Source organism: Tsukamurella asaccharolytica, from assembly GCF_007858435.1.
GTDB lineage: Bacteria > Actinomycetota > Actinomycetes > Mycobacteriales > Mycobacteriaceae > Tsukamurella > Tsukamurella asaccharolytica.
The window spans coordinates 91,959-117,270 of the sequence record NZ_VIGW01000002.1 but is presented as its reverse complement, the minus strand read 5'-3'; the positions used below and the strand labels follow the sequence as shown (position 1 = coordinate 117,270).

25 protein-coding genes and 1 pseudogene are annotated in these 25,312 nt (G+C 70.8%); 17 read left to right on the top strand and 9 right to left on the bottom strand.

Going from position 1 to position 25,312, the window contains the following annotated elements; genetic code table 11:
- The first annotated feature begins 24 nt into the window (after nt 1–24).
- From hemB to mce1N, 3 genes are read left to right on the top strand one after another with little or no spacing between them, the layout of a single operon-like run.
- Complete coding sequence (gene hemB / locus FK529_RS03750) at nt 25–1,017, top strand: porphobilinogen synthase (protein ID WP_146559695.1); 993 nt, start codon at nt 25–27, stop codon at nt 1,015–1,017.
- 58 nt (nt 1,018–1,075) lie between these two features.
- Nucleotides 1,076–1,654, top strand: coding sequence for a hypothetical protein (locus FK529_RS03745; RefSeq protein WP_146559694.1), 579 nt, complete (start codon nt 1,076–1,078; stop codon nt 1,652–1,654).
- Nucleotides 1,651–2,124: a transport-regulating membrane protein Mce1N gene (gene mce1N / locus FK529_RS03740; RefSeq protein WP_146559693.1), complete on the top strand. Its 474-nt coding sequence runs from the start codon at nt 1,651–1,653 to the stop codon at nt 2,122–2,124. The genes FK529_RS03745 and mce1N overlap by 4 nt, the downstream gene beginning before the upstream one ends.
- Here mce1N and FK529_RS03735 read toward each other — a convergent pair.
- Nucleotides 2,121–2,651, bottom strand: a complete 531-nt coding sequence (locus FK529_RS03735) for an NUDIX hydrolase (protein WP_146559692.1) — start codon at nt 2,649–2,651, stop codon at nt 2,121–2,123. The genes mce1N and FK529_RS03735 overlap by 4 nt on opposite strands.
- 160 nt (nt 2,652–2,811) lie before the next feature.
- On the opposite strand from FK529_RS03735, the gene FK529_RS03730 reads away from it, so the two are divergent.
- The 7 genes from FK529_RS03730 to FK529_RS03700 all read left to right on the top strand — a co-directional run bounded on the left by FK529_RS03730 (nt 2,812) and on the right by FK529_RS03700 (nt 9,393).
- Nucleotides 2,812–3,018 carry a heavy-metal-associated domain-containing protein gene (locus tag FK529_RS03730; RefSeq protein WP_146559691.1) on the top strand — a complete coding sequence of 69 codons (207 nt, stop codon included), beginning with the start codon at nt 2,812–2,814 and terminating at the stop codon, nt 3,016–3,018.
- A gap of 48 nt (nt 3,019–3,066) precedes the next feature.
- Nucleotides 3,067–3,690, top strand: coding sequence for a CYTH domain-containing protein (locus tag FK529_RS03725; protein WP_146559690.1), 624 nt, complete (start codon nt 3,067–3,069; stop codon nt 3,688–3,690).
- 108 nt (nt 3,691–3,798) lie between these two features.
- A complete protein-coding gene (locus FK529_RS03720) occupies nt 3,799–5,964 on the top strand; it encodes an MMPL family transporter (RefSeq protein ID WP_146559689.1) in 2,166 nt (721 codons plus the stop codon).
- Nucleotides 5,965–5,968: 4 nt separating this feature from the next.
- Complete coding sequence (locus FK529_RS03715; RefSeq protein ID WP_146559688.1) at nt 5,969–6,685, top strand: TetR/AcrR family transcriptional regulator; 717 nt, start codon at nt 5,969–5,971, stop codon at nt 6,683–6,685.
- An 88-nt stretch (nt 6,686–6,773) separates the two neighbouring features.
- Nucleotides 6,774–7,769 (top strand): methionine ABC transporter ATP-binding protein, encoded by a 996-nt coding sequence (locus tag FK529_RS03710; RefSeq protein WP_146559687.1) that lies wholly within the window; start codon nt 6,774–6,776, stop codon nt 7,767–7,769.
- Nucleotides 7,766–8,476 carry a methionine ABC transporter permease gene (locus FK529_RS03705; RefSeq protein WP_146559686.1) on the top strand — a complete coding sequence of 237 codons (711 nt, stop codon included), beginning with the start codon at nt 7,766–7,768 and terminating at the stop codon, nt 8,474–8,476. Before FK529_RS03710 ends, FK529_RS03705 begins: the two co-directional genes overlap by 4 nt.
- On the top strand, nt 8,473–9,393 hold the full coding sequence (locus FK529_RS03700; protein WP_146559685.1) for a MetQ/NlpA family ABC transporter substrate-binding protein: 921 nt from the start codon (nt 8,473–8,475) through the stop codon (nt 9,391–9,393). Before FK529_RS03705 ends, FK529_RS03700 begins: the two co-directional genes overlap by 4 nt.
- A gap of 48 nt (nt 9,394–9,441) precedes the next feature.
- On the opposite strand, the gene FK529_RS03695 is transcribed toward FK529_RS03700, so the two are convergent.
- On the bottom strand, nt 9,442–11,415 hold the full coding sequence (locus FK529_RS03695) for an acyl-CoA dehydrogenase family protein (protein WP_146559684.1): 1,974 nt from the start codon (nt 11,413–11,415) through the stop codon (nt 9,442–9,444).
- Between the two features lie 50 nt (nt 11,416–11,465).
- Nucleotides 11,466–12,101, bottom strand: a complete 636-nt coding sequence (locus tag FK529_RS03690; RefSeq protein ID WP_231702909.1) for a pyridoxamine 5'-phosphate oxidase family protein — start codon at nt 12,099–12,101, stop codon at nt 11,466–11,468.
- Nucleotides 12,102–12,179: 78 nt separating this feature from the next.
- On the opposite strand from FK529_RS03690, the gene FK529_RS03685 reads away from it, so the two are divergent.
- Nucleotides 12,180–13,562 (top strand): aminotransferase-like domain-containing protein, encoded by a 1,383-nt coding sequence (locus FK529_RS03685; protein ID WP_158635038.1) that lies wholly within the window; start codon nt 12,180–12,182, stop codon nt 13,560–13,562.
- A 10-nt stretch (nt 13,563–13,572) separates the two neighbouring features.
- Here the strand turns inward: FK529_RS03685 and FK529_RS03680 are convergent, their stop codons facing one another.
- The 5 genes and pseudogenes from FK529_RS03680 to FK529_RS03660 all read right to left on the bottom strand — a co-directional run bounded on the left by FK529_RS03680 (nt 13,573) and on the right by FK529_RS03660 (nt 18,809).
- On the bottom strand, nt 13,573–15,147 hold the full coding sequence (locus FK529_RS03680) for an alkaline phosphatase D family protein (RefSeq protein ID WP_146559681.1): 1,575 nt from the start codon (nt 15,145–15,147) through the stop codon (nt 13,573–13,575).
- 89 nt (nt 15,148–15,236) lie between these two features.
- On the bottom strand, nt 15,237–16,727 hold the full coding sequence (locus tag FK529_RS03675; protein WP_146559680.1) for a carboxylesterase/lipase family protein: 1,491 nt from the start codon (nt 16,725–16,727) through the stop codon (nt 15,237–15,239).
- 2 nt (nt 16,728–16,729) lie between these two features.
- A pseudogene (locus FK529_RS03670) lies at nt 16,730–18,147 on the bottom strand (WS/DGAT/MGAT family O-acyltransferase).
- A 60-nt stretch (nt 18,148–18,207) separates the two neighbouring features.
- A complete protein-coding gene (locus tag FK529_RS03665; protein WP_146559679.1) occupies nt 18,208–18,609 on the bottom strand; it encodes a type II toxin-antitoxin system death-on-curing family toxin in 402 nt (133 codons plus the stop codon).
- On the bottom strand, nt 18,606–18,809 hold the full coding sequence (locus FK529_RS03660; protein ID WP_146559678.1) for a ribbon-helix-helix protein, CopG family: 204 nt from the start codon (nt 18,807–18,809) through the stop codon (nt 18,606–18,608). The genes FK529_RS03665 and FK529_RS03660 overlap by 4 nt, the downstream gene beginning before the upstream one ends.
- A 124-nt stretch (nt 18,810–18,933) precedes the next feature.
- Between FK529_RS03660 and hemL the strand changes: the two genes are divergently transcribed.
- The 6 genes from hemL to ccsB are packed head-to-tail and all read left to right on the top strand — an operon-like array spanning nt 18,934 to nt 24,891.
- Nucleotides 18,934–20,250 (top strand): glutamate-1-semialdehyde 2,1-aminomutase, encoded by a 1,317-nt coding sequence (gene hemL, locus FK529_RS03655; protein ID WP_231702908.1) that lies wholly within the window; start codon nt 18,934–18,936, stop codon nt 20,248–20,250.
- 7 nt (nt 20,251–20,257) lie between these two features.
- A complete protein-coding gene (locus tag FK529_RS03650; RefSeq protein ID WP_146559676.1) occupies nt 20,258–20,896 on the top strand; it encodes a histidine phosphatase family protein in 639 nt (212 codons plus the stop codon).
- Nucleotides 20,893–21,513 (top strand): TlpA disulfide reductase family protein, encoded by a 621-nt coding sequence (locus FK529_RS03645; protein ID WP_231702907.1) that lies wholly within the window; start codon nt 20,893–20,895, stop codon nt 21,511–21,513. The genes FK529_RS03650 and FK529_RS03645 overlap by 4 nt, the downstream gene beginning before the upstream one ends.
- On the top strand, nt 21,513–22,298 hold the full coding sequence (locus FK529_RS03640; protein WP_146559675.1) for a cytochrome c biogenesis CcdA family protein: 786 nt from the start codon (nt 21,513–21,515) through the stop codon (nt 22,296–22,298). The genes FK529_RS03645 and FK529_RS03640 overlap by 1 nt, the downstream gene beginning before the upstream one ends.
- On the top strand, nt 22,298–23,890 hold the full coding sequence (resB, locus tag FK529_RS03635; RefSeq protein ID WP_146559674.1) for a cytochrome c biogenesis protein ResB: 1,593 nt from the start codon (nt 22,298–22,300) through the stop codon (nt 23,888–23,890). The genes FK529_RS03640 and resB overlap by 1 nt, the downstream gene beginning before the upstream one ends.
- 2 nt (nt 23,891–23,892) lie before the next feature.
- Entirely contained in the window at nt 23,893–24,891 is a 999-nt protein-coding gene (gene ccsB / locus FK529_RS03630; RefSeq protein ID WP_146560129.1) for a c-type cytochrome biogenesis protein CcsB, read from the top strand.
- An 84-nt stretch (nt 24,892–24,975) separates the two neighbouring features.
- Here the strand turns inward: ccsB and FK529_RS03625 are convergent, their stop codons facing one another.
- Nucleotides 24,976–25,215: a BldC family transcriptional regulator gene (locus FK529_RS03625; RefSeq protein WP_438947170.1), complete on the bottom strand. Its 240-nt coding sequence runs from the start codon at nt 25,213–25,215 to the stop codon at nt 24,976–24,978.
- Nucleotides 25,216–25,312: the final 97 nt, after the last annotated feature.

Sequence of the window (25,312 nt, the reverse complement as noted above, 5' to 3'; positions counted from 1 at the left end):
CGGCGCCGTCCGTAGGCTGGAACCATGAGTTTTCCGCACGTCCGTCCCCGCAGGCTGCGCGCCACACCCGCAGTCCGGCGGCTCGTCGCCGAGGTCTCGGTGGAACCCCGGCAACTCGTGCTGCCGATGTTCGTGCGCGACGGGATCGACGCGCCGCTGCCCATCTCGTCGATGCCGGGCGTCGTGCAGCACACGCCGGACTCGCTCCGCGCCGCGGCGGACGAGGCCGTGCGCGAGGGCGTGGGCGGGATCATGCTGTTCGGCGTTCCCGACGACGCCGACAAGGACGCCGAGGGCAGCGCGTCGTGGAATCCCGACGGGGTGCTCAACCGCAGCCTGCGGGCGCTGCGTGACGACCTCGGCGATGCCACGGTGATCATGGCCGACACGTGCCTCGACGAGTTCACCTCGCACGGCCACTGCGGCGTGCTCGACGGTGCCGGGCGCGTCGACAACGACGCCACCCTGGAGCGGTACGCCCTCATGGGCGTGGCGCAGGCCGACGCAGGGGCGCATATGCTGGGGCCGTCGGGGATGATGGACGGCCAGATCGGGGTGCTGCGCTCCGCGCTGGACACCGCAGGACACCAGGACGTCTCGCTGCTCGCCTACACCGCGAAGTACGCCTCGCCCTTCTACGGCCCGTTCCGCGAGGCCGTCGGCTCGTCGCTGCAGGGCGACCGCCGGACCTACCAGCAGGACGCCGCGAACCGGCGCGAGTCGCTGCGCGAGCTGGAACTCGACCTCGCCGAGGGCGCCGACATCGTGATGGTCAAGCCCGCGATGAGCTATCTCGACGTGCTGGCGGACGTCGCCGCCGCCTCGCCGGTGCCCGTCGCCGCCTATCAGATCTCGGGCGAGTACGCGATGATCACCGCCGCGGCGCAGAACGGGTGGATCGACCGCGACGCGGCGGTCCGCGAGTCGCTTCTGTCGATCCGGCGCGCCGGCGCCGACATCGTTCTCACCTACTGGGCCGTCGAGGCCGCACGGTGGCTGACGAAGGGAACATGGTGAACGCGAGCCCCGTACACGACGATTCGGCCCGCGGCCGCCGGACAGAGGGAGCGCAGTGGTGAACATGCAGCATCAGGGTCCCGTCTGGCCCGGTCTCGGTCCGCAGCCGCCTACGTGGCCCGCGCCGCCGCCCGCGCCGAAGCCGGAGCGCGGCCCGCGACCCGACGACGTGAAGCTCTGCGTGCAGCTGTGGGTCTTCGTGCTCATCGCGTCGGCGATCTCCCGCATCGCGCAGGCGATCTCGAACCGCGGCTCCGACGCGCTGCGCGAGCAGTTCGATCGGATGCGTGAGGGCGACGGCATCATCGCGCGAACCTCCCGCGAGCAGTACACGACCTTCGAGCAGTTCGACACCACGACCTTCGTGCTCGCCGTCGTGATGGTGGTCGTGGGTGTCGCCGTCGCGGCGGTCCTTGTCTACCTCCTGTGGCGCGGGCACGGCTGGGCGCGTCTGGTGCTGCAGTTCGCCGCCGCGTTCGTGCTGGTGCAGGGCGTGCTCGCATTCTTCTCCGGGAACGCGACGATCGCGATCCCGGCGATTCTCGCGGCCATCGCCGTCGTGGGGGCGATCATCACGGCGAACAGCCGCGAATCGCTCGCGTACTTCAACCCGGGATCCGCGGCGGCCAGCCGGTGACGCCGCTGTACGCCGAACGGGGGCTCTCCCGCGGGTGGCTGCTGCTCGTGCCGCTCGCGACGGTGGGGATGATCCTCACCCAGTGGCTGCTCGCCGGTCGCACCTCGGATTGGTGGATCTGGTTGCTGCTGGGCCTGGCGACGCAGGGCTTCGTCTGGCTGCAGGTCACCGCGGGACGCACGCACGTCTCCGTGGAGCTCACCCCTGACGAGCTGCGCTGCGGCGAGGAGACGATCCCCGTCGCCGAGATCGCGCGCATCCTGCCCGGCAAGGCCCCCGACCACCCGCGCAAGGCCAAGCCGGAGGACTTCCCGGCATGGTCCTCGGCCCGTGCGATGGGGCGGCTGCGCACCGTGCCGCGGCGCCGCTACGGCATGGGGATCCAGCTCGTCGACGGCTCGATCGTGCAGGCCTGGGCCCGCAACGACTACGCGCTGCGCGCGGCCCTGGAGCCGCTGCTCGCCCGCTAACGCAGGCGATCATGCCGCCGACGCCGGCTGGACCGTAATTTCGGGACGCGGTCAGAGCCAGGCGGGGCGGGTGTCGCCGCGGAGGGCGGCGAGGCCCCGGTGCACGCGCTCGCGCTGCCGCACGGACATCGGGGGCAGCGCCTCGGGACGGACCACCCGACCTCGAGGGACTCGTCGTCGGCGACGTGCGCGTCGCCGGAGACGTACCGGCACAGGAACAGCAGCGTGAGGTACTGCGCCGCATCGCCGTTCGGGTAGCGGACGGGCTCGTCGGTGCGCAGCGCGAGCAGGTCGATCACCTCGGCCTCGACGCCGGCCTCCTCCCGGATCTCACGGACGATCGCCTCCGCGGGCTGCTCGCCGGGCTCGAGGATCCCCGCGATCGCCGCCCACTCTCCGGTGTCGGCGCGCCGGCCGAGCAGGACCTCCCCGGCGTCGTTCACCACCACCGCCGCGACGCCGGGCAGCCACAGCAGGTCGGTGCCGATCTTCTCGCGGATGCTGCGGACGTACTCGGGAATGGGCATGCTGTGAGCGTACGTACAGAACCGGTCGGGTGTGCGAGGGGTGCAGCGGGCTCGCCGACCGGATCGCCGCACCGCCGCGATGGCGAGTGATACCCCTAGGGGGTAGCGTTGACGGCGCGCGACGAACGACGATCGCGTGCGAGTGTTGAAGGAGCGAGATATGGCAGTGGAGACCACCTACACCGTGACCGGCATGACCTGCGGGCACTGCGCGTCCTCGGTGCGTGAGGAGATCTCGGAGATCGGCGGCGTCACCGGCGTCGAGGTGGACGTCGAGACCGGCGCCGTCACCGTCGCCAGCGAGGCCGAGCTGACCCGGGACGCCGTCGAGGCCGCCGTCGCGGAGGCCGGCTACACGCTGGTCTGAGCGGGCCGCTTCCCACGGATCGCGGCCCCGACCGTCTACGGTGGAAGCATGTCTGAGCAGGGTTTCGGGGACTTCGAGTTCGAGCGCAAGTTCTTCGTGCGCGAGGTTCCCGAGGCCGCTGCCCTCGACCCGGCGCCGACCCTGATCGTGCAGGCCTACCTGTTCGCCGCCGACGGCTACGCCGTCCGGGTCCGCGTGCAGGGGCCGGCACCGTCGGAGCTGACCGACGACCCCGGCGTGCTGGTCGATGCCCTCGACGGCGTGACCACCGGCACCATGACCGCGAAGGGGCCAGCGGTGAGCGGCACCCGGTACGAGGCCGAGCGCGAACTCGACGCACTCGTGGCAGGCCAGATAGTCCGCCGCGCCGAGCACGTGGTCGCGAAGGTCCGCTACTCCATGTGGCTGGGCGAGGACGGCTGGATCATCGACGACTTCCTGGGCGCCAACGCCCCGCTCGTGATGGCGGAGGTGGAGCGCGGAGGCCCCGTCGTGGACCTCGCGATCCCCGACTTCTGTGCGACCGAGGTCTCCGAGGACGAGCGCTTCCGCAATGAGTACCTCGCGCACGTCCCCTTCGGCGGCTGGTCCGAGACCTACGCCCGCGAGCTGGCCCTGCTCGGCCCGCGCTTCGTGCACAGCCTCGGCGAGAACCGTCTCGGCGGCGTGTAGCGAACCCCTCCCGCCCTCCGGCCGGAGATCTCCTTCCCGGGGCGGTTGACGCGCCTTGTATTAACGATGTTAACTTAACGTCGTTAATACAACAGAAGGGCACGCTCGATGATCGACGCACTGACCCGCTTCGTCACGCGCCGCGCGAAATCCGTGCTTCTGCTGGCCGTGGTCCTGCTCGCGGCGCTGGGTTTCGCGGGCGTCGGCGTCGCCGACAAACTGCAGGCCGGCGGCTATGTCGACCCGCAGGCCGAGGCCATGCAGACGTACAACCGTATGGCCGACGACTTCCATCGCGGCGGGCTGCCGCTGGTGCTCGCCGTCTCGATCCCCGAGGGGCAGGAGGCCGCCGCGGGCGAGTACGGCCGTGCCCTGGTGGACCGGCTGAAGTCCGACGGTCGCGTCGAGAACGTGATGGACGGCTTCACCACCCCGACGCCGATGCTGCTCAGCGAGGACAAGCGCACCGCGCTCATCGTGGCCGCGATCGCCGGCGGCGAGTCCCAGGCCCCGCTCAACGCCAAGGCCATCGTCGGCGACCTGCCGCAGCCGCCCCCGTCGATCACCATGACGCCCGGCGGACAGGCCTACAGCTACGCGCAGATCAACGACCAGTCCTCGCGGGACCTGCTGCTGGCAGAGGCCGTCGCCATCCCCATCACGTTCCTCGTGCTGGTCTGGGTCTTCGGCGGGCTGGTGGCCGCGGCGATCCCCGTACTCATCGGCGTCGCCTCGATCATCGCGACCTCCGGCATCCTGCGCGCCTTCACCGAATTCACCGACGTCTCGATCTTCGCACTCAACCTCACCACCGCGATGGGGCTCGCCCTCGCGATCGACTACACACTGCTCGTCATCTCCCGCTACCGCGAGGAGGTGGCCGCGGGCGGCGACCGGCCGGAGGCCCTGCGTCGCACCATGAACACCGCGGGCCGAACGGTGCTCTTCTCGGCGGTGATCGTCGGCCTCTCGTTGGCCGCGATGGCGCTCTTCCCGATGTACTTCCTGCGGTCCTTCGCCTACGCCGGCGTCGCCGTGGTCGTCTTCGCCGCGCTCGCGACGCTGATCCTCACGCCCGCGATCCTCACGGTGCTCGGCGACCGCGTGGACGCCCTGAAGATCGGCCGCCGCCGCGCCGAACCCGCCCCGCGCGACAGCCTCTTCTACCGGCTCACCCGCGCCGTCCTGCGCCGCGCCGTACCCATCGGCCTCGCGCTCGTGGCGCTGTTGCTGATTCTCGGAACACCTTTCCTGAGCATACATTTCGGATTCCCCGACGATCGGGTGCTGCCGTCCTCGTCGAGCTCGCACCAGGTGGGCGACACCATCCGCTCCGACTTCGCCGAGGACGCCTCGGGCCAGGTGAGCGTGGTGCTGACCGCTCCCGCCGACGACGGCGCCGTAGCCGACTACGCCGTGCGCCTGTCGCGGGTCCCGGACACCGGGGCGGTCGTGGCGCCGTCGGGCACGTACCTCGCCGGGCAGCGCGTCGCCGACGGTGACCCGACCGCGCGGGCCGCGAACGGGACTGTGCTGCTGTTGGTCTCGTCGAAGCTCGATCCGCTGTCGCAGGCCGCGTCCGATCAGCTCGACCGGCTGCACGAGGTGCAGGCTCCCGCGCCCCCGACCTTCGGCGGCTCCGCGCAGCTCAACCGGGACTCGGTGGAATCGATCCTCGACACCCTGCCGACGGTGCTCATCGTGATCGCGGTGACCACCTTCCTGCTGCTGTTCCTGCTCACCGGCTCGCTGGTCCTGCCGATCAAGGCGCTGGTGATGAACGTGATCTCGCTGTCGGCGGTATTCGGCGCGCTGGTCGCGATCTTCCAGTGGGGCTGGTTCGGCGGGCTCGACACGACGGTGACCGGCGCGATCATCGCGAACATGCCGGTGCTGATGTTCTGCATCGCCTTCGGGCTCTCGATGGACTACGAGGTCTTCCTGCTCTCCCGGATCAAGGAGTTCTGGGACCACTCGGAGACGAAGGACCACGCCGCCAACAACGAGGCCGTGGCGATGGGCATCACCCGCACCGGCCGGGTGGTGACCGCCGCCGCGCTGCTCATGGCGATCGTCTTCGCCGCCATCGGTTTCGCCGGCGTCTCCTTCATGAAGATGTTCGGCGTGGGCATGATGATCGCGGTGCTGCTGGACGCCACCCTGATCCGCATGCTCCTCGTGCCCGCGTTCATGCGCGTGGCGGGCGTGTGGAACTGGTGGGCGCCGGCCCCGATGAAGCGGCTGTACGACCGCGTCGGTCTGCGAGAATCGTAGGGCGATGGAGCAGCGACGACGACGCAACAAGCGCGGCGACGGGGAGCGGCTGGCGGCCGAGATCCTCGACGCCGCCACCGATCTGCTCATCGCGACGGGCAGCGCCGAGGCGGTCTCGATCCGGGCGGTGGCGCAGCGCGCCGGCGTCACTCCGCCGTCGATCTACCTGCACTACCCGGACAAGCACGCGCTGCTCACCGCCGTCGTCGCGCGGTACCTGGGGCAGCTCGACGACGCGCTCAGCGAGGCCGCGGCGGGCGCGCCGACCCCGCTCGACGCCGCGCGGGCGCAGGGGCTGGCGTACGTGCGGTTCGCGCTCGGGACGCCCGAGCTGTACCGGCTCGCGGCGATGACCCCGTCGGAGGACGCCTCCGACGTCGACATCGTGCTCAACACCGCGGCCTTCGCGCACCTCGAGCAGAACGTGCGCGACCTCCAGGCGCTGGGCTACTACCCGCCCGGCGATCCGCAGCCCATCGCGCTGCGCATGCTCACCGTGGTGCACGGCGTCGCCTCGCTGCTCGTCGCCAAGCCCTTCCTGCCGTGGGGCGACCCGTTGGAGTACGCCGACCGCGTGATCAGTGGCGCGTGCCTGGGGATCGCCCTCACCGCCGGGATGGACGAGCTGCCCGACGGTGCCGGCGCCCTCGCGCTCATCCGGTCACTGCGCGGTGATGAGGCCGGATCCAGCGCGGCGACGATCCCCCCGGCCGGCGCCTGACCCGGGGCGGCCCCGAATCAGGTGACCGCAACCGTTCTCTCGCCGGGGCGGGTGCCGCACTGTTCTCCTCACATCGCGAGGAGGACAGATGATCGAGGTGCGCAACCTCACCAAGACCTACGGGACCGGCGCGGCGGCGACGCCCGTGCTGCGCGACGTGGGCTTCACCGTGGCCGCGGGCGAGATCTTCGCCGTCGTCGGCCCCAGCGGCGCAGGGAAGTCGACGCTCGCCCAGTGCCTGAACCTGCTGGAGCGGCCGACGAGCGGCACCGTCGTGATCGGCGGGCAGGACCTGACAGCGCTGCCGGAGGGGGAGCTGCGGGCGGCGCGCCGCCGGATCGGCACCGTCTTCCAGGCATCGAGCCTGTTGCGCCGCCGCACCGCGGCCGAGAACGTCGCGCTGCCGCTCGAGTACCTGGGCGTCACGAAAGGGGAGGCGCGGGCCCGGGTCGCCGAGCTGCTGGACCGAGTGGGCCTGGCAGACAAAGCCGGACACTATCCGTACCAGCTCTCCGGCGGCCAGCGGCAGCGCGTCGGGATCGCCCGCGCCCTGGCGCTGAGGCCCAAGGTCCTACTCTCCGACGAGGCCACGTCGGGCCTCGACCCCGAGGCCACCGCGCAGTACCTCGACCTGCTCCGCGACGTGCGCGACGAGCTGAACCTCGCCGTCGTGCTCATCACGCACGAGATGGACACCATCGTCCGCGTCGCGGACAGCGCCGCCCGCCTCGACCACGGCGTCCTCGCCGAGCAGGGCGCCCTCGTCGACCTGCTCACCGACCCGGAATCGGTGCTCGGCGAGGCCCTGCGCGCCGCCGGACCCGCGGCGAGCGCACCGTCGGGCCAGGCGACGGTGCGACTGACCTACGACACGGCGGTACCGGCCGACTGGCTCAGCCGCGTCACTCTCGAAACCGGGGCCGCCGTCGCGCTGCTCGCGGCGTCCGTGCAGGCCGTCGGGGGTGTCACGGTCGGGACCGTCACCGTCGGCGTGGACGACGGTGACCTGCCCCGCGTCCTCGAGGCGGCACGCGCCCTCGGCCTGCGCACCGATGCCGCCTCGCGCGAGGTGGTGGCGGCATGACCCTCCTCGCCTCCGGGATCACCGTGCCGATCAACGAGATCCCTGACCTGGTGTTGCCCGCGCTGCGTGACACGGTGATCATGGTCGGCCTCGTCATGGTGATCGTGCTCGTCGTGGGGGTGCCGCTCGGTGCCCTGGTGCACAATCTCGCACCCGGCGGGCTGCTCGCGAAACCGTCGCTGCACCAACCGCTCACGTGGGTCATCAGCATCGGGCGGTCGCTGCCCTTCCTCGTGCTGATGACGGCGATCATCCCGTTCACCCGGTTCGTCACGGGCACCAACATCGGGATCGCCGCCGCGGTCGTCCCGATGTCCATCGCGGGTATCGCGTTCTTCGCGCGCATCGTCGAGAACAGCCTGCGCGCCCTGCCTCCCGACGTCGTGACCGTGGCCAAGGCATCGGGCGGATCGAATGCCCAGATCATTTGGGGCGCACAGATCCCCGAGGCGCTTCCCGGCATCGTCGGCGGCCTCACCATCAACACCATCGCCATGATCGAGTACTCCACGATCGCCGGCACCATCGGCGCGGGCGGCCTCGGGTACGTCGCCGTGACCTACGGTTACCAGCGCTTCGACCACGGCGTCATGATCGCCACCATCGTCGTGCTCATCGTCGTGGTCACCGCGATCCAGCTGACCGGCGACGCCCTCGTGCGCTACCTCACCCCCGAACAGACCGTCCTCCGAAAGGCCCTCGCATGAGCGACACCCAGACCCCCACGCCCGCAGAATCCTCCGCGGACGACGATCACGGCTTCACCACGCGCGGCTCGCGCCGTCCCCTGATCATCGGCGCCGTCGTCCTCGTGGCGCTCGTGGTGGCCGGATTCGTGGGGTGGCGCGCCCTCGGCGGGTCGGACGCGAAGACCGCCAACGAGACCGCCGGAGCGACCCTGCTGGTCGCCACCACCGAAGGCAATGCGGCGGAGAAGGCTCTCATCGAGTTCATCGCGCGGGACGTGGCCCCGCGGCACGGCATCAAGGTCGCCTTCAAGGGCCTCGCCGACTCCACCACGATCAACCGTGCCGTCAGCGAGGGCGAGGTGGCCGCCACCATCTACCAGCACAAACTGTGGCTCGGCCAAGTGCTGCAGGCCAATCCGGACTTCCAGGAGGAGGCCGCGACGCCCGTCTTCCGGTGGGGCTTCGGGCTGTTCTCCGACAAGTACACCGACCCGCAGCAACTCCCGCAGAACGCCAAGGTGTCGCTGTACTCGGACCCGGCGAACGAGGCCCAGGGGCTGTGGTTCCTCGAGCGCGCAGGGCTCATCACCCTCAAGCCCGGCGTGAACAAGTGGCAGGCCACCGTCAAGGACATCGCGACGAACCCGAAGAACCTGCAGTTCCCCCTGCTCGACTTCGCCGCACAGACCCGCGCGCTGCCCGACCTCGACGCCGCCGTCGGCTACACCGAGTACTACCTCGCCGCCGGCGTGAGCATCGACAAGGAGATCTTCGCGCCGCCCGCCCCCGACGAGTTCGCCGGGCAGCTGACCATCGGCACGCGCTGGAAGGACACCGAGAACATCACGAACCTGGTCGCGGCGTTCAAAGATCCCGCGGTACAGGATTTCCTGCGTACCGATCCGCGCGTGAAGGACATCCTGCTGCCGCTGTAGGGGCCGCCCCTGTCGCTCCGCCGCGGGCGGGGCGACACCGGGGAGACGCTAGCGGACGGCGACGCTGTTCGCGGGGTCGAGCAGCGGCACGTCGAGGGCGACGGCGGGAACGCCGAAGGCGTCCACCAGCGAGTCGGCCAGTGGCCGCGCCTTGCCGCACAGCTCGTTCACACCGCGGCGGATCGCCTTGGCGCGCTCCACCGAGATCTGCCGGTGCATGAGGAACCAGCCCAGGTCGCGCTCGAGCAACGAGTACACGTACAGGTTGCGCATGAGCTTGAGCGCGTCGCGCGTCGCACGGTCCTGCACGTCGGTGATCGCATCGACGAAGGCCTCGAGAACGATCCGCTCGATGTGGGCCTCGCCCACCTTGATCAGGTGGTCCTGCGTCTCCGTGAAGACCTCGAGCGGGTCGGCGTCTTCCTCCTTGGCGCGACGCATGCGGGCGGCGGCGGTGCGCAGCAGGTGATCCTCCCGATTGCGCAGCAGGCGCAGTTGGGTGCCGGGGTGGGTGAGCTCGCTCTCCTCGGTGTCCTCGTTCGAGTCGTCGAGCAGCGTCTGCACGACTTGGCGGGCAGCGGTCTTCTCGAGCACCACATCGCGCGCCATCTCGGCGACGAAGCGCACCCAGCCCACGGCGTCGAGGCCCTGGACATCGGCTGCGTACGCGGTCAGCTGCTCCTTGGCGACGAGCTGCGTGAGTACCAGGTTGTCGCCCTCGAACGTGGTGAAGACGTCGATGTCGCCACGCAGCAACGGAAGCCGGTTCTCCGAGAGGTAGCCGGCGCCGCCGCAGGCCTCGCGGGCCGCGCTGATCGCGTCCGAGGCGAGGCGGGTGTGGCCGGCCTTGATCGCGGCGGCCTTGCCTTCGATCTCGCGGGCGTAGTCGGGATCGACGTCGTTGGGATCGGCGGTCTGCAGCTCGTGCAGTTCGGCGGTGAGCTCGTTCTGCGCGATCGCGAAGGCGTAGGCCCGTGCGACCAGCGGTAGCAGTCGGCGCTGGTGGGTGCGGTAGTCCAGCAGCAATAGCTCGTTGTCGCCCCCCGGCGCGTCGAACTGGCGGCGCACCAGCGCGTACTTGGTGGCGAGGGTGATGCCGAGGCGACCCGCAGCGCCCGCCGCGGCGCCGACGGTCACGCGGCCGCGGATCAGGGTGCCGAGCATCGTGAAGAAGCGCTTATTGTCGGATTCGATGGGGCTGGAATAGGTTCCGTCCTCCGCGACGTCCGCGTAGCGGTTCAGCAGCTCGCGCCGGGGGATGCGCACGCGGTCGAAGACGATGCGGCCGTTGTCCACGCCGGGCAGGCCACCCTTGTAGCCGCAGTCGGAGGTGGTGATGCCGGGCAGGTCGTTGCCGTTCTCGTCGCGGATCGGCACGACGAAGCAGTGCACGCCGCGGCCCGTCGGCTCCTCGCCGGGGCCCGCGGTGATGAGCTGGGCGAACACGGTGGCCCAGCGCGCGTGCGCGGCGGCGCCGCCGATGTAGTCCTTGCGGGCGCTGGAGGTGGGGGAGTGGATCTCGAACTCGCCGGTCTCCGGGAAATAGGTCGCGGTGGTCTCCAGCTCCTGCACGTTGGAGCCGTGTCCGGTCTCGGTCATGGCGAAACAGCCGAGCACGTCGAGGTCGATCAGCCCCTTGACGTACGTGTCGTGGTGGTATTGCGTGCCGAGGTTCTCCACGGCGCCGCCGAACAGGCCCCACTGCACGCCCGCCTTGACCATCAGCGACAGATCGCCGTAGCCCAGCGTCTCGATCGCGCTGACCGCGGCCCCCACGTCGCCCGTGCCACCGTGGTCGGACTTGAAGCCGTCGGCCGGAAAGCCCAGCGGCACCATGTCCTTCATCTGCGAGAGCATCAGCTCGCGGTACTCGTCCAGGCTCAGCCCCGTTTTCGGGACGACGTTTCCGTCCTGGATCTGCTCGCGTACCACGTCCTTCGTCGCGGCCCACCGGCCGTCCAGGATGGCGCGCAGCGCTGCGGTCAGTTCGGGCGACGATGATGACGAGGTCGGAGCACTCATAGTTCAACCGTACCCAGCGCGGGTGATTTGTGCCCGTTCCGAGAGGGGAATCACGAGGTCGGAGCGCAGCACGCCCCTGGGCCACTCGCGTCGACCGCCGCGCGGACCGACGCGGGCACCGGGGTTTCACGACCGGGGGTGGGCTCGATACGGGCGTAGCCCTTCCTGAGTGGCAGTACGCCCGACCATCCTCCCTCGGTCGACGGGGCTCCTCCAGTGCGCGCCTTAGCGATCCAGTTGTCTGCCGTGATCGGGAAGGTGAGCACGGTCGTCGCGGCGAGCTCCTTGCGGGTGTTGGTGCGAATCTCGGCGCTGCGGCCGGGAAGTATCTTGTCGATGAACGAGTCGAGCAGGTCCGTGCCGTCGACCTCCGCGGTGAGTGCGCCGCGCAGTACCGCCGAGCGGTAGTTCATCGAGTGGCCGAAGGCAGTGTCGGCCACGACCAGGGCATCGAGGTGAGTCACGGTGAGCGTGGCAGGGGCGCCCGCAGCGACGTGCCGCAGGGCGCCGGCCCCCGTCGAGCCGTGCACGACGATTCTATCGCCGAGGCGGGCGTAGGCGATCGGCACCGACCATGGGAGTCCGTCGGCGATCGTCGACAGCACGGCGACCATGCCCTCGTCCAGGATCTCGTCGAGGAGGCGGCGGTCGCCGCCGCGCTCGGGGTATCGGGTGAGCGTATCCATGACACCCATCCTGAACTGGATACCGGTGCACCGAAAGATCCAGAATTCCTCGATTCTAAGAACCAGTATTCTCGGTGCGTGGCCCGCCTACCCGCGTCCCTTCCGGACTTCTGGATCGCGCTCGCGCACGCCGGCGACCCGCTCCCCGGCGCCGCGATCGTTGACGCCGTGCTCGACGGGCTCGACCGGGGCGCTCTGCATCCAGGTGACATGCTGCCGTCCTCGCGGGCGCTCGCCGCCGGTCTGGGCGTCGCCCGGAACACGGTGATCGCCGCCTACGACACTCTCGCCGCAATGGGTGTCACGGCCGCGGTCCCCGGCAGTGGCACCAGGATCGCGCCGGGAACCGACCGGTTCGCGCACGCGCTGCACGCCGCGTCCGCCCCGCGGTGCGCGGAGGAGGCACCGTCGGACCCGTGGGACACGATTCTCGTGCCGGGCGTGCCCGACGTGGGCCTCATCGACGAGCGCCGGTGGCGGCGATCGTGGCGGCACGCGACCGCACTCCCGCCCTCGACCTCGACGGCGCCGCACGTCGCGGCGCTGCAGGAGGCGCTCGCCGTGCACCTGAGGCGCCGGCGCGCGGTGCGGACCGCGCCCCGTGACCTGCGCCTGTTTCCGGGCGTGAATCCGGCCCTGGCGACGATCGCCGGGGAGTTCGGCGCCCCGGTCGTGGTGGAGACGCCCGGCTACCGTCGGGCCTTCGACGCCTTCCGTGCGACGGGTAGCGAAGTTGTGGGCGTACCCGTCGACACCGCCGGACTTGTCGTCGACCGGTTGCCGCGCCGCAGATGCCTCGTCTACACGACCCCGGCGCACCAGTACCCGACCGGTGTGCGGCTCTCGATGGCTCGTCGGCTCGACCTCGTCGACTGGGCGCGCGAGACGGGCAGCGTGATCGTCGAGGACGACTACGACGGTGAATTCTCCTACGACGTGGCGCCGCTGCCCGCGCTGCAGACCCTCGCGTCCGACCGGGTCGTCTACCTCGGCACCGCCTCGAAAGCGCTGAGTCCGCAGCTGCGGCTCGCATGGGCCGCGATCCCCGAGTCGCTGCGTGGGCTGCCGCACGCCGGGCACAGCTCGAGCGCGGGCGTCGACGGTGCCGCGGCCTCGATGCTGGCTCACTTCCTCGACTCCGGCGCCTGGGACGCCCACGTCGCCCGGGCGGCCCGCACCTACGGCGCTCGCCGCGCCGCCGTCCGGCGGGCGCTCGCGGAGTACCTCCCGAATGCGCTCGTTCTCGGCGCCGACGCGGGCCTACACCTCACTGTGGACCTGGGCTCCGAGGCGGCGCTCGCCGCCGCGACGGCGACCCTGGCCCGGCACCGCTACCGCGTCTCGACTCTCGCCGAGCACGCCCTGACCGACGGCGACGTCGACGACACCGCGCTGCTGCTGTCCTTCGCGCTCATCCCCGAGACCCACGCCGCCGCCGTCGTCGCGCTGCTCCGCGCCTGACGGCGGTCGGTCAGACCTGCTGCAGGCCGCGCACCCCGTCGTGGATGGTGAACGAAGCCGCGGTCTCCACCGGCGCCCCGGGCTTCGAGACGTACGGCAGCACACGATAATCCGCACGGACGGTCTCGGGCGTGATCCGGGTGCTGATGTAGCCGCGCTGGTTACGCAGCAGCCGGATGTGCGGGTTGTCGCGCAGCTGCGCCGTCTCCCGCTCACTGTGGTCCGCGGAGCCGTCGCCGCCGCTGGTGATCGACGTCGCCGTCAGCTCGGAGGCGACCACGGCGTCGCCGCGTCGGATGTCGTTCGCGTAGTGGGTGTGCACATCGCCGGTGAGCACCAGGGGGTTGCGCGTGCCCGCGGCCTGCCAGCCGTCCATGACCCGGTCGCGCGAGCCGACGTAGCCGTCCCAGGCGTCGGGGTTGTAACCGGTGGCTTCGGTGGGGTCATAGTCGATGGGGGCGAACATCACCTGCTGCCCCAGCACGTCCCAGCGCGCCCGCGAGGCGTGCAGCCCGTCGAGAAGCCACCGCTCCTGCTCGGCGCCGGTGAGGCTGCGCGTGGGATTCCGGTTCTCGGGGTCGGTGGCCGGCACGGTGTCGTTGCCCACCTGGTCGTCGCGGTACTGACGGGTGTCCAACATGTGGAAGGTGGCGAGGTCGCCCCATTGCACGCGGCGGAACAGGCGCAGCGACAGCCCGTTCGGCACCTGCGCGCGGCGCAGCGGCATGTTCTCGTAATAGGCCTGGAACGCTGCGCGGCGGCGCTCCAGGAAGTCGGGCTGCGGCTTCTCGGGCTTCTCGTAGACCTCGCCGGCCCAGTTGTTGTCGACCTCGTGGTCGTCCCACACGGCCACCCACGGCGCGGCGGCGTGCGCGAGCTGGAGGTCCGGATCGGACTTGTACTGCGCGTACCGCTGCCGGTAGTTCGCCAGCGTGACGGTCTCCGGGCCGCGGTGGTCGCGCACGTTCCCGGTCTTGAGCTCGTAGCCGCCGGCTTCGTACTCGTACTGGTAGTCACCGAGGTGCAGGATCAGGTGCGGGCGCTCCTCCGCGAGGTGCCGGTACGCGGTGAAGTAGCCGTGCTCGTACTGCGAGCAGCTGGCGAAAGCCATCGCCAGCGGCGTCATCGCCCCGGGCTCCGGCGTGGTGTGCGTGCGCCCGGTCTGCGACAGCGCGCCCTCGGCGCGGAAGCGGTAGAAGTACTCCCGTCCGGGGCGCAGGCCCGCCAGCTCGACGTGGACGCTGTGGCCGGCCTCGGGCGCGGCGGTCGCATCGCCGCGCTGCACGACCTTCGTGAACCGCTCGTCCTCGGCCACCTCCCACTGCACGGGGAAGGCTCGCGCCGGGATGCCGCCCATGCCGTCGTCGGCCAGCGGATCGCGTGCGAGCCGGGTCCAGAGCACGGCACCGTCTGGCGTGGGATCACCCGACGCGACGCCGAGCGCGAACAGATCGCCGCGCGGCGTCGCGCTGGGCGAGGTGCCCGGGGCGGGATCGCCGCCCGGGGCACAGCCGACGCTCCCGAGCGCCGCCGCGCCCGCGGCGCCGAGGAGGAAGGTACGACGGGAAACGAACGGTGAGGGCATGCCTGCACGGTGCCCTCCCGGGGTGACGCGGGCACGTCGCCGACATGAGCACGCGGTGAACGCGTCGCCGGGGCTGCGCCAGGGATGGCTCAGCGGCGGGCGGCCTCGAACGCGTCCCAGGCGCGGCGGATCTCGGGGGAGGGGTCGTAGACGATGCGGTTGCGGTCGTCGATCACCAGCGTCGCGCGGGAGGTGCCGTTGTACGTCGGCCACTCGCCCGCGGGATGGCCGGTGCGGGCGAAGGTGATCCAGTCGCGCTGCATGCCGTCGGAGACGCGCATCGCGATACGGCGGTCGCCGAGCGCACCGAGCACCCACCCCGTCGTGCCGTGGTAGACGCCGAAGACGGCCATCAGCTCGGAGGCGTGGGTCGGGCCGTAGCCCAACAGGTCCAGCGTCTTCGGGGAGAAGTCGTAGCGGTAGAAGTAGGTCGGCGCGTGCTTGGCGTGCGCCTGCGCGATCCGCAGCGACGGCGCCCAGAACATGTAGTCGCCGATGATCCGGTTCAGCGCCGCCACGCCGGGGAAGCCCGGGTACGCCGCGGCGAGCGGAGCGAACGTCTCCGGCGTCGCGCCCAGGGTGTGCGCGGCCCGCTCGGCCGACGGCTTGCCCATGCCCGGCATCTTCGTGAACAACGTCGCCTCGGTGCGATTCGTGCCGATGATGAGTGGCACCTGCGCGCCCCGTCCGGCCGCGATCGCGACCTCGGGATCCTCCGGGAGGTAGTCACCGTCGACCGTGGGGCCGAAGGGCACCACGCCCAGCTGCGCCCGGTTGAGCTCGCCCATGAGGCGGTTGCCCGCGCGGCCGAGCTCCTCCGAGGTGGCCGCGTCGAGGTGCTCGGGGCCGCCGACGATCTCGACGAAGCGCTTTCCCCAGCCGCGGGCGGTGACCGCGTCGACGGTGAGCCCGGGAGCCGAGCTCTGCGCGATGGCGCGGTGGAACAGGCCCCGGGCGGCGGGCGTCGCGAGCAGCGTGGTGACGGCGTTGCCGCCCGCGCTCTCGCCGAAGATCGTGACGTTGCCCGGATCGCCGCCGAAGGCAGCGATGTTGCGGTGCACCCACTCCAGCGCCGCGACCTGGTCGCGCAGGCCGAGGTTGCCGTCGATCGGACGCTCCGCGGTGGAGAAATCCGTGAGGTCGAGGTAGCCGAGGGCGCCGAGGCGGTAGTTGATCGAGACGAAGACCACGTCGCCGCGCTCGACCAACGAGTTGCCGTAATACAACGGCGTCGCCGAGCTGCCCATGAGATAGGCGCCGCCGTGGATGAAGACCATCACCGGCCGGGGCGCCGTGGCCTCCCGCGCCGGGGTGACCACGTTGAGGGTGAGCGAATCCTCGCTGGTGGGCTGGTACTCGCGGAAGCCGACCAGCGTGTACTTCTTGTTCTGCGGCGCCGCAGCGCTGAACTCCGTCGCCGGGCGGACACCCTCCCACGGCTCGACGGGCAGCGGCGCGCGGTACCGCAGGGGCCCGACGGGCGGCTGGGCGTAGGGGATGCCGCGGTAGGCGTGCACTGTTCCCTGGTCGCGGCCGGAGATCTCGCCGCTGTCGATGTGCACCCGCGGGCCGTCGGTCATGGTCAGCCTTCCTTGGTGCCCGCCGCGTCGACGGCCGCGACCAGGGCCGCGATCTCGCGCTCGAAGGCGCGGACGATCGGCCACGGGTCGGGTACCTGCGACTTGCAGGCGATGACACCGATGTTCAGTGTGCCCTCCTGGGAGAAGACCGTGATGTTCAGGCCCGCGCCGTGGAACACCGGCCCCAGCGGATACATCGAGTGGATCCGCGCGCCCAGGAAGTACAGCGGGATGTCGGGGCCGGGCACGTTGGAGATCACCAGGTTGTAGATCACCGGGTGCAGTTCGGGCAGGTTCTTGTCGCCGTAGAGCCGCGCGCCGAGGTGCATGATCGACGCGGGGGCGAACTGCGCCCAGGAGCGGAGCAGGTTGTCGTCGAGTTCGCCGTGGTGCTCCTTGCTCGTCGCGACTCGCTCGCGGATCGCCTCCAGCCGAGCGACGGGGGTGTCGACGTCGGTGGTCATCCGGGTGAACATGCCCGTGACCTTGTTGGTGCCCTCCGTGAGCGTCGCGCCGACCTCGGCCTCGTGGACCGAGACGGGGATCATCGCGATGAGCGGCTGCGCGGGGAGCTCGCCGCGGTCGTGCAGGAACTCGCGCATCGCGCCGGAGCACGCCGCCAGCACCACGTCGTTGACCTTGACGCCGAAGTGGTTCTTGATCTTCTTGACGTCGGGCAGCGGCACGGAGGCGAAGGCGATGGAGCGCCGGCCGGTGATCGAGCTGTTGAGCGAGGTGCGGGGTGCGCTGAACGGGGCCGGCATGGCGGCCCCGCGGCGTGAGCGGGTCCACCACCGGACGGGCACCGGCAGGGTGCGCGGCAGCAGCGAGACCAGCGACAGCGGGCGGAGCAGGACGTTCTTCGCGCCCTCCGTCGCGAGCGCCAGCAGTGGCGCGCCTCCGGTGGATTTGCCCACCATCGCGGGGTCGAGCGGGGGCGGCTCGGGCGTGAGCGAGCACAGCTGCGCCAGGAGCCCGGCGCCGGTCACGCCGTCGACGGCCGCGTGGTGCATGCGCATCATGATCGCGATCCGGCCGTCGGCCAGGCCCTCGATGACCCACATCTCCCACAGCGGCTTGCTCCGGTCCAGCACCTGGCCCGCGATGTGCGCGCAGAGGTCGGCGAGCTCGTGATCGCCACGGGGGCGGGGACCGCGATGCGGTGCACGTGCGCCTCGATGTCGAAGGACTCGTCCTCCACCCACACCGGGTGATCCAGGTTGGCCACCGCGTCGTGCAGCTTCCGGCGGAATGCGGGCATCGCGGTGACCCGTCGGGCGAGCTCGCTGCGCAGGTCTTCGAAGCGGTAGCCGCCGTCGACGGTGCCGGGGTCCAGTTCGAGGATCCCGCTCACGTGCATCAACTGCGACCGCGACTCGAGGTACAGGAAGGAGGCATCCAGTCCACTGAGTCGTTCCATGTGCGCGCCCCCGAGGTGTGTCAGTGGTGATGTGCGGCTGCAGTCAGCGGACACCGCCCACTATAAGGGCTGGGCGCCCCGGTGCGGCGCGGGCCAGGGATTCGTCCACGCGGCGAGCGCCGCGGCGCTCGCCCGGTAGTCGATGCGACCCTCGGCAATTCCGATGACCAGGTCGTACGCGGGGGCCTCCGGCGCGTCCAGGTCGACGCCGTTGAGCGCGTAGAAGATCACCGTCGCGAGCCAGCCCAAGCGCTTGTTTTCGTCGATGAGGGGATGGTTGCGGACGATCGACTCCAGGAGCGCCGCTGCCTTCTCGTCCAGGGTCGGATACGCGTCCTCGCCGAACACCGAAGTACGCGGCCGCATCGCCGCTGCCTCGAGAAGGCCCGCGTCGCGGATCCCGGGGAGGTCTGCCTCGTCGGCGATCGCGCGCAGGAGGCCGAGGTCGAGGTGGACGGTCACTGTGCGAGTCGGTCGAGGAGGGGGCCGTACCGCGCCACTGCGTCGCGCGTCAGGCGTCGCACCTGCGTCTCGCGGCTCAGCTGCGCGGACTTCTCCCGGATGGCCCGCAGAGCGGCCTCCTGCTTGCTGACCCCCTCGGCCGCGGCGAGTGCGGTGAGTGCGGCGTCGTCGTCATCGGTGAGGCGGAGCGTCATGGCCATGACTCCACCGTACGCGCGCTGATACCACTGTGGTATCGGCTTTCCTTCGCGGCCGTCGATGCGGATCCGGCGTCTCCTACACCCTGTAGTTGACGATTTGGTGCCGCCTGGGACACTGGAGGCCGTGAGTTCTCCCGAAGCCCCCGGCGCGGCCCCTGCGAGCGCTGTGTTGTTCGACCGCGCGGCCCGCTCGATCCCGGGTGGCGTGAACTCTCCGGTGCGCGCCTTCTCGGCCGTCGGCGGCACCCCGCGGTTCATCGTCTCGGCGTCCGGCGCGCAGCTCGTCGACGCCGACGGCAAGCGTTACGTGGACCTCGTCGCCAGCTGGGGCCCGATGATCCTGGGCCACGCGCACCCCGCCGTCGTCGAGGCGGTGCAGAGCGCCGCCACCACCGGCCTGAGCTTCGGCGCCCCCACCGAGGCCGAGGTCGCGCTCGCCGAGGAGATCATCGCCCGCGTCGCGCCCGTCGAGCGGGTGCGCCTGGTCAACTCCGGCACGGAGGCCACCATGAGCGCCGTCCGCCTGGCGCGCGGCGTCACCGGGCGCGCCAAGATCATCAAGTTCGCCGGCTGCTACCACGGCCACGTCGACGCCCTGCTCGCCGACGCCGGCTCCGGCGTCGCCACCCTCGGCCTGCCCACCAGCCCCGGCGTGACCGGCGCGCAAGCGGCCGACACCGTCGTCCTGCCCTACAACGACCTCGCCGCGGTGCGCGAGGCCTTCGCCCAGTACCCCGGGCAGATCGCCGCCGTCATCACCGAGGCCGCCGCCGGGAACATGGGCGCCGTTCCGCCCCGGCCGGGCTTCAACGAGGGCCTGCGCGAGGTCACCCGCGCCGACGGCGCCCTCCTCATCCTCGACGAGGTGATGACGGGCTTCCGCGTCAGCCCGTCCGGCTGGTACGGCCTCGATCCCGTCGACGCCGACCTGTTCACCTTCGGCAAGGTCATGTCGGGTGGGCTCCCGGCCGCGGCCTTCGGCGGCTCGGCCGAGGTCATGGGGCATCTGGCGCCGCTCGGCCCCGTCTACCAGGCAGGCACGCTGTCCGGGAACCCCGTCGCCGTGGCCGCGGGCCTCGCGACGCTGCGGAACGCCACCGACGAGGTGTACTCGAAGCTCAACGCCAACGCGATCCGCCTCGGCGGGCTCATCGGCGACGCGCTCACCGCGGAGGGCGTGCGGCACCACGTCCAGTACGCCGGCAACCTCGTCTCCGTCTTCTTCAGCGACGGCCCCGTCGCCGACTACGCGCAGGCCAAGGCAGCCGAGACGTTCCGCTTCGCGCCCTTCTTCCATTCCCTGCTCGAACAGGGGATCTACCCGCCGCCCAGCGCCTTCGAGGCGTGGTTCGTCTCCGCCGCGCTCAGCGACGACAACTTCGCATCCATCGAGGCGGCACTGCCCGCCGCCGCCCGCGCGGCCGCCGCGGCGACAGAGTGAGGGCCCTATGACCGCCAAGGAAACGACGATCGTGCACGTGATGCGGCACGGCGAGGTGCACAACCCCGACGGCATCCTCTACGGGCGCCTCCCCGGGTTCCGCCTGTCCGAGAAGGGCCGGGCCCAGGCACAGACGGTCGCCGACGCGCTCGCCGACCACGACATCACCGCCGTCTTCGCCTCGCCGCTGCAGCGCGCCCAGGAGACCGCGACCCCCATCGCCGAATCCCACGGACTGACCATCATCACCGACGAGGAGCTCATCGAGGCGGGGAACCAGTTCGAGGGCCTCAAGGTGGCCGTCGGCGACGGTGCCCTGCGCCAGCCCAAGCACTGGCCCAAGCTGCGCGACCCGTTCACCCCGTCGTGGGGCGAGCCCTACCTGCAGATCGCCCACCGCATGGTCGGCGTCGTCGACATCGCCCGCGAGCGGGCCCGCGGCCACGAGGCCGTGCTCGTGAGCCACCAGCTGCCCGTCGTGACCCTGCGCCGCCACCTCGAGGGCAAGCGGCTCTGGCACGACCCGCGCAACCGGCAGTGCTCGCTCGCCTCGCTCACCAGCCTCGTCTACGAGGGCGACGAGCTCGTCGACATCGTCTACTCCGAGCCGGCGGGCGCCACGGACCCGCTGGTGCGCGGAGCGTGAGCCGCGCCCGCCGCGGCGCCGGGCGCTCCGCGATCGTCCGCCGCGCCGCCGCGCTCCTCGTCGCCGGCGCGGTCGCGTTCGGCACCTCCGGCTGCGTCCAGCTCTCCGATCAGGCCGCCAAGGGCGGCGTGATCGCGCCCGGCGGCAAGGTCCGGCAGTTCTACGAGCCCGGGCAGCGCAGCGCCGTCGAGAACCTGTCCGGGCGCAGCGTGACCGACCCGAACACGACCCTGAGGCTCTCCGACTACGCGGGCAAGGTCGTCGTGGTCAACGTGTGGGGCAGCTGGTGCGCGCCGTGCCGCATCGAATCCCCCGAGCTCGAGCGGACCTTCGTCGCCACCAAGGACAAGGGCGTGCAGTTCCTCGGCATCAACGTCCGCGAGACCGCCGGTGACGACGCCGCCCGCGACTTCATCGCCTCGCAGGGCCTGACGTACCCGTCGATCTACGACCCGCCGGGGAAGACCCTGCTCGCCATCGGCGAGGAGTATCCGACCACCGTGGTGCCGATGACCTTCGTGCTCGACCGGCAGCACCGCGTGGCCGCCGCCTATCTCACGACCGTCGGCGAGCAGGAACTCACCGCCACGATCGAGAAGGTCCTGGGGGAGGGCTGATGGGGGACGCCTTCGCCAACGCCGCCGTCTCGGGCCCGCTGCTGCTCGCGCTCGGCGCCTGCCTGCTCGCCGGACTCGTCTCCTTCGCCTCGCCGTGCATCGTGCCCCTCGTGCCGGGTTACCTGTCGTACCTGGCCGGGCTGGTCGGGGCCGAGGCGCCCGCCGCCACCGTCGACGAGGCGCGGGCCGGCGCGCGAGCGGGCCGCTGGCGGGTCCTGGGCGCCGCGGTGCTCTTCGTCGCGGGCTTCACCGCGGTCTTCCTGCTGATGACGATGTCGGTCTTCGGGCTCGCCGCCTCGATCCGGCTCAACGCCGAGACGCTCATGCGGATCGGCGGCGTCATCACCATCGTCATGGGCCTCGCCTTCATCGGCCTGGTCCCGATGCTCGAGCGCGACGTCCGGTTCGCGCCTCGGCAGTGGACCACCCTCGCGGGCGCGCCGCTGCTCGGCGGCGTCTTCGCACTCGGCTGGACCCCGTGCATCGGGCCGACGCTGGCCGGGATCCTGTCCATCGTCGTCGGCACCGACGCCGAGCCCGCCCGCGGCGCGATCCTCATCGTCGCCTACTGCGCGGGGCTCGGCCTGCCCTTCATCGTCCTGGCCCTCGGGTCGACGGTGGCCGTCCGCGCCGTCGGGTGGATGCGCCGAAACTCGCGCCGCATCCAGGTCGTCGGCGGCGTGCTGATGATCGCCGTCGGCATCGCCCTGGTCACCGGCTACTGGGCCGAGTTCATCGACCTGGTGCGCCGCCTCTTCATCTCCAACACAGTGATGCCGATCTGATGAGTACCTCCCGCACGCAGTCCCCGCTCCGCCGCGCCCTCGCCGCAGTCCGCAACGCATGGCGCTCGCTCACGTCGATGAAGACCGCGCTGGTGCTGCTTTTCCTCCTGGCCGTCGCGGCCATGCCCGGTGCGCTGCTACCCCAGCGCGACGTCGAGGCCGAGGCCACCGCGAACTACATCGCCGAGCACGGCACCGTCGCCGAGATCATGGACAAGCTCCAGCTCTTCGGCGTCTTCAAGTCGGTGTGGTTCACGTCGATCTACGCACTCCTGTTCGTCTCGCTCGTCGGCTGCATCGTGCCGCGGTGTTTCGAGCACTTCCGCGCCCTGCGCACCCCGCCCGTCGCGACCCCGCGCAATCTGTCGCGGCTGCCGCGGCACACCACCCGCGAGAGTGACGAGGACCCGGAGACCGCCGCGCAGACCGTGCTCGCGGGGCTCAAGGGCTGGCGCAAGATCTCCCGTGTCGGCGGCGCGAACGAGGCCGAGGGCACCGTCACCGTCTCCGCCGAGAAGGGCTACCTCCGCGAGGCCGGCAACCTGGTCTTCCACATCTCGCTGGTGGGGATCCTCATCGCGATCGGCGTCGGCCAGCAGTTCTCCTACGAGGGCTCGCGCATCGTGATCGCAGGCGACGACGGCTTCTGCAACATCTCGTCGAACTACGACAACTTCCGCTCCGGCAACCTCGTCGACGGCACCGGGCTCGCGCCCTTCTGCCTCAAGGCCGACAAGGTGCTGGCCACCTTCCTGCCGAACGCGCAGCCCGACATGTTCCGCACGACGGCCTCGTACCAGGATCGTGAGGGACTGCGCGACGGCACGTGGAAGCAGTACGAGATCGAGGTCAACAAGCCTCTCCGCATGGACGGCGTGCGCGTCTACATGCTCGGTCACGGCTACGCCGCCACCTTCACCGTGACCTACCCGAACGGTGCGGTGCGGAAGCAGACCATGCAGTTCGCCCCGCAGGACAGGATCAACTTCCTCTCCTCCGGCGCCCTGCGCTTCGATCCGCCCGCCGAGCTCTACCCCTCCGAGGAGGAGCGGCGCACCAAACAGATCGGGATCGAGGGGTTGCTCGCCCCCACCAAGCAGCTCGACGGGACGCTGCTCACCTCGCGGTTCCCCGCGGCGAACGATCCGGCCGTCGCGGTGGACATCTACGAGGGCGACACCGGGCTCGACACCGGCAAGCCGCAGAACATCTTCTCGCTCAGCCGCGATCAGATCGACTCCGGCCGGCTCGCGAAGAAGGCGCGGGTGAACCTCTCCGTCGGGCAGTCGACGACCATCGAGGGCGGCACCCAGGTCCGGTTCGACGGGGTGACCAACTTCGCGGCCCTGCAGGTCAGCCACAACCCGGCGCAGAACTGGACGCTGATCTTCTCGATCGGGATGCTGGGCGGGCTCATCGTCTCGCTCACCGTGCGCCGTCGGCGGGTGTTCGTCCGGCTGACCCCGCGCGAGCACGGCGGTACGGTGATGGAGATCGCCGGCCTGGCCCGCACCGACCTGGCCGGATGGACCGAGGACTTCGAAGCACTGGCCGACCGCCTGGTCGGCCCCAACGGTGAGAAAGTGGCGTGACCATGGGAACCGAGACGAACGTCGACCTGGCGAACTTCGCCGATGTGCTGTTCACCAGCGCCACCGGGATCTACGCGCTCGCGCTGGTCCTGATGGTCGTCGAGCTCGCGACGTCGCGGGTGGACGCTTCCACCGCGCGCGACCGCAAGCGCGAGCTCGTCGCCGCCGGCGGCGGCCCGATCGCCACCGACTCCGCTCCCGGGCGGGTGGTCGACGACACGCCCCGTCGCTCGAAGTCCGAGCGGATCGGCCGCATGGGGTACGCCCTGGTCGTTGCCGGACTGCTCGTACACGCGACCTCGATCGTGCTTCGCGGCGTCGCCACCGAGCGCATGCCCTGGGGCAACATGTACGAGTTCATGTCCATCATGTGCGCGGGCGCGGTCTTGGCCTCGCTGGTGTTGCTGCGCAAGCCTGAGGCCCGGCCGATCCTCGGGTTCGTGCTGGTCCCGATCCTCATCTTCATGTTTATCGCCGAGGCCGTCCTGTACACGACCGCCGGTCCCGTGGTGCCCTCGCTGAAGTCGTACTGGCTCGCGATCCACGTCTCGATCGTCTCGATCGGTGCCGGCATCTTCCTGGTCTCCGGCGTGGCCAGCCTGCTGTACCTGATCCGCCGGCGGTTCGAGCTGCCCGACGGTTCCGTCACGGTCACCTCCGGCGCCGGCGGCCGGCTGCTGCAGGCCATCCCGCCCACGCAGGTGCTCGATCGCGTGGCCTACGGCACCGTGATCGTCGCTTTCCCGCTGTTCAGCGCCGGCGTCATCTGCGGCGCGATCTGGGCCGAGGCCGCGTGGGGCCGACCGTGGGCCTGGGACCCGAAGGAGACCACCTCGTTCATCGCGTGGGTCTTCTACGCGGCGTACCTGCACGCCCGGGCCACGTCGGTGTGGCGCAAGGCCGCGCCGTACCTGAACCTGCTCGGCTTCGCGGTGATGGTCTTCAACCTGTTCGTCATCAACTACTTCGCGACGGGCAGCCTGCACTCCTACGCCGGCTGAGCCCGCTCGCGCGCTCATCGACGAAAACGGGCGCCGCCCCGCCGAGGACCTCGGTGGAGCGGCGCCCGCCGGCGTTGACGAGAACTACGCGGTGGTGTTCTGGTTCAACAGAGCAAAGACTTCCGATGCGCGGAAGCGACGGTGTCCGCCCGGCGTCCGAACGGAGCCGAGCAGGCCCGCGCCGGCCCATCGGGTGACGGTCTTGGGGTTCACGTTGAACAGTGAGGCCACCTGGCCTGGGGTCATGAGCCGCTCGGGCTGACGGGGAGCAGCGGTCCGCGGGTCCGCTGCGCGCTGGGCGAGATTCGGGTGTGCCGTGGTCATGATGCCCAGTATGCAGCGATTTGCCCGAGTACTCGAACCTCTATCGGAGTGCCAAGAATTGGTAAAGTCGTATTTCGGGCGGGGAGTAAACTGTTGC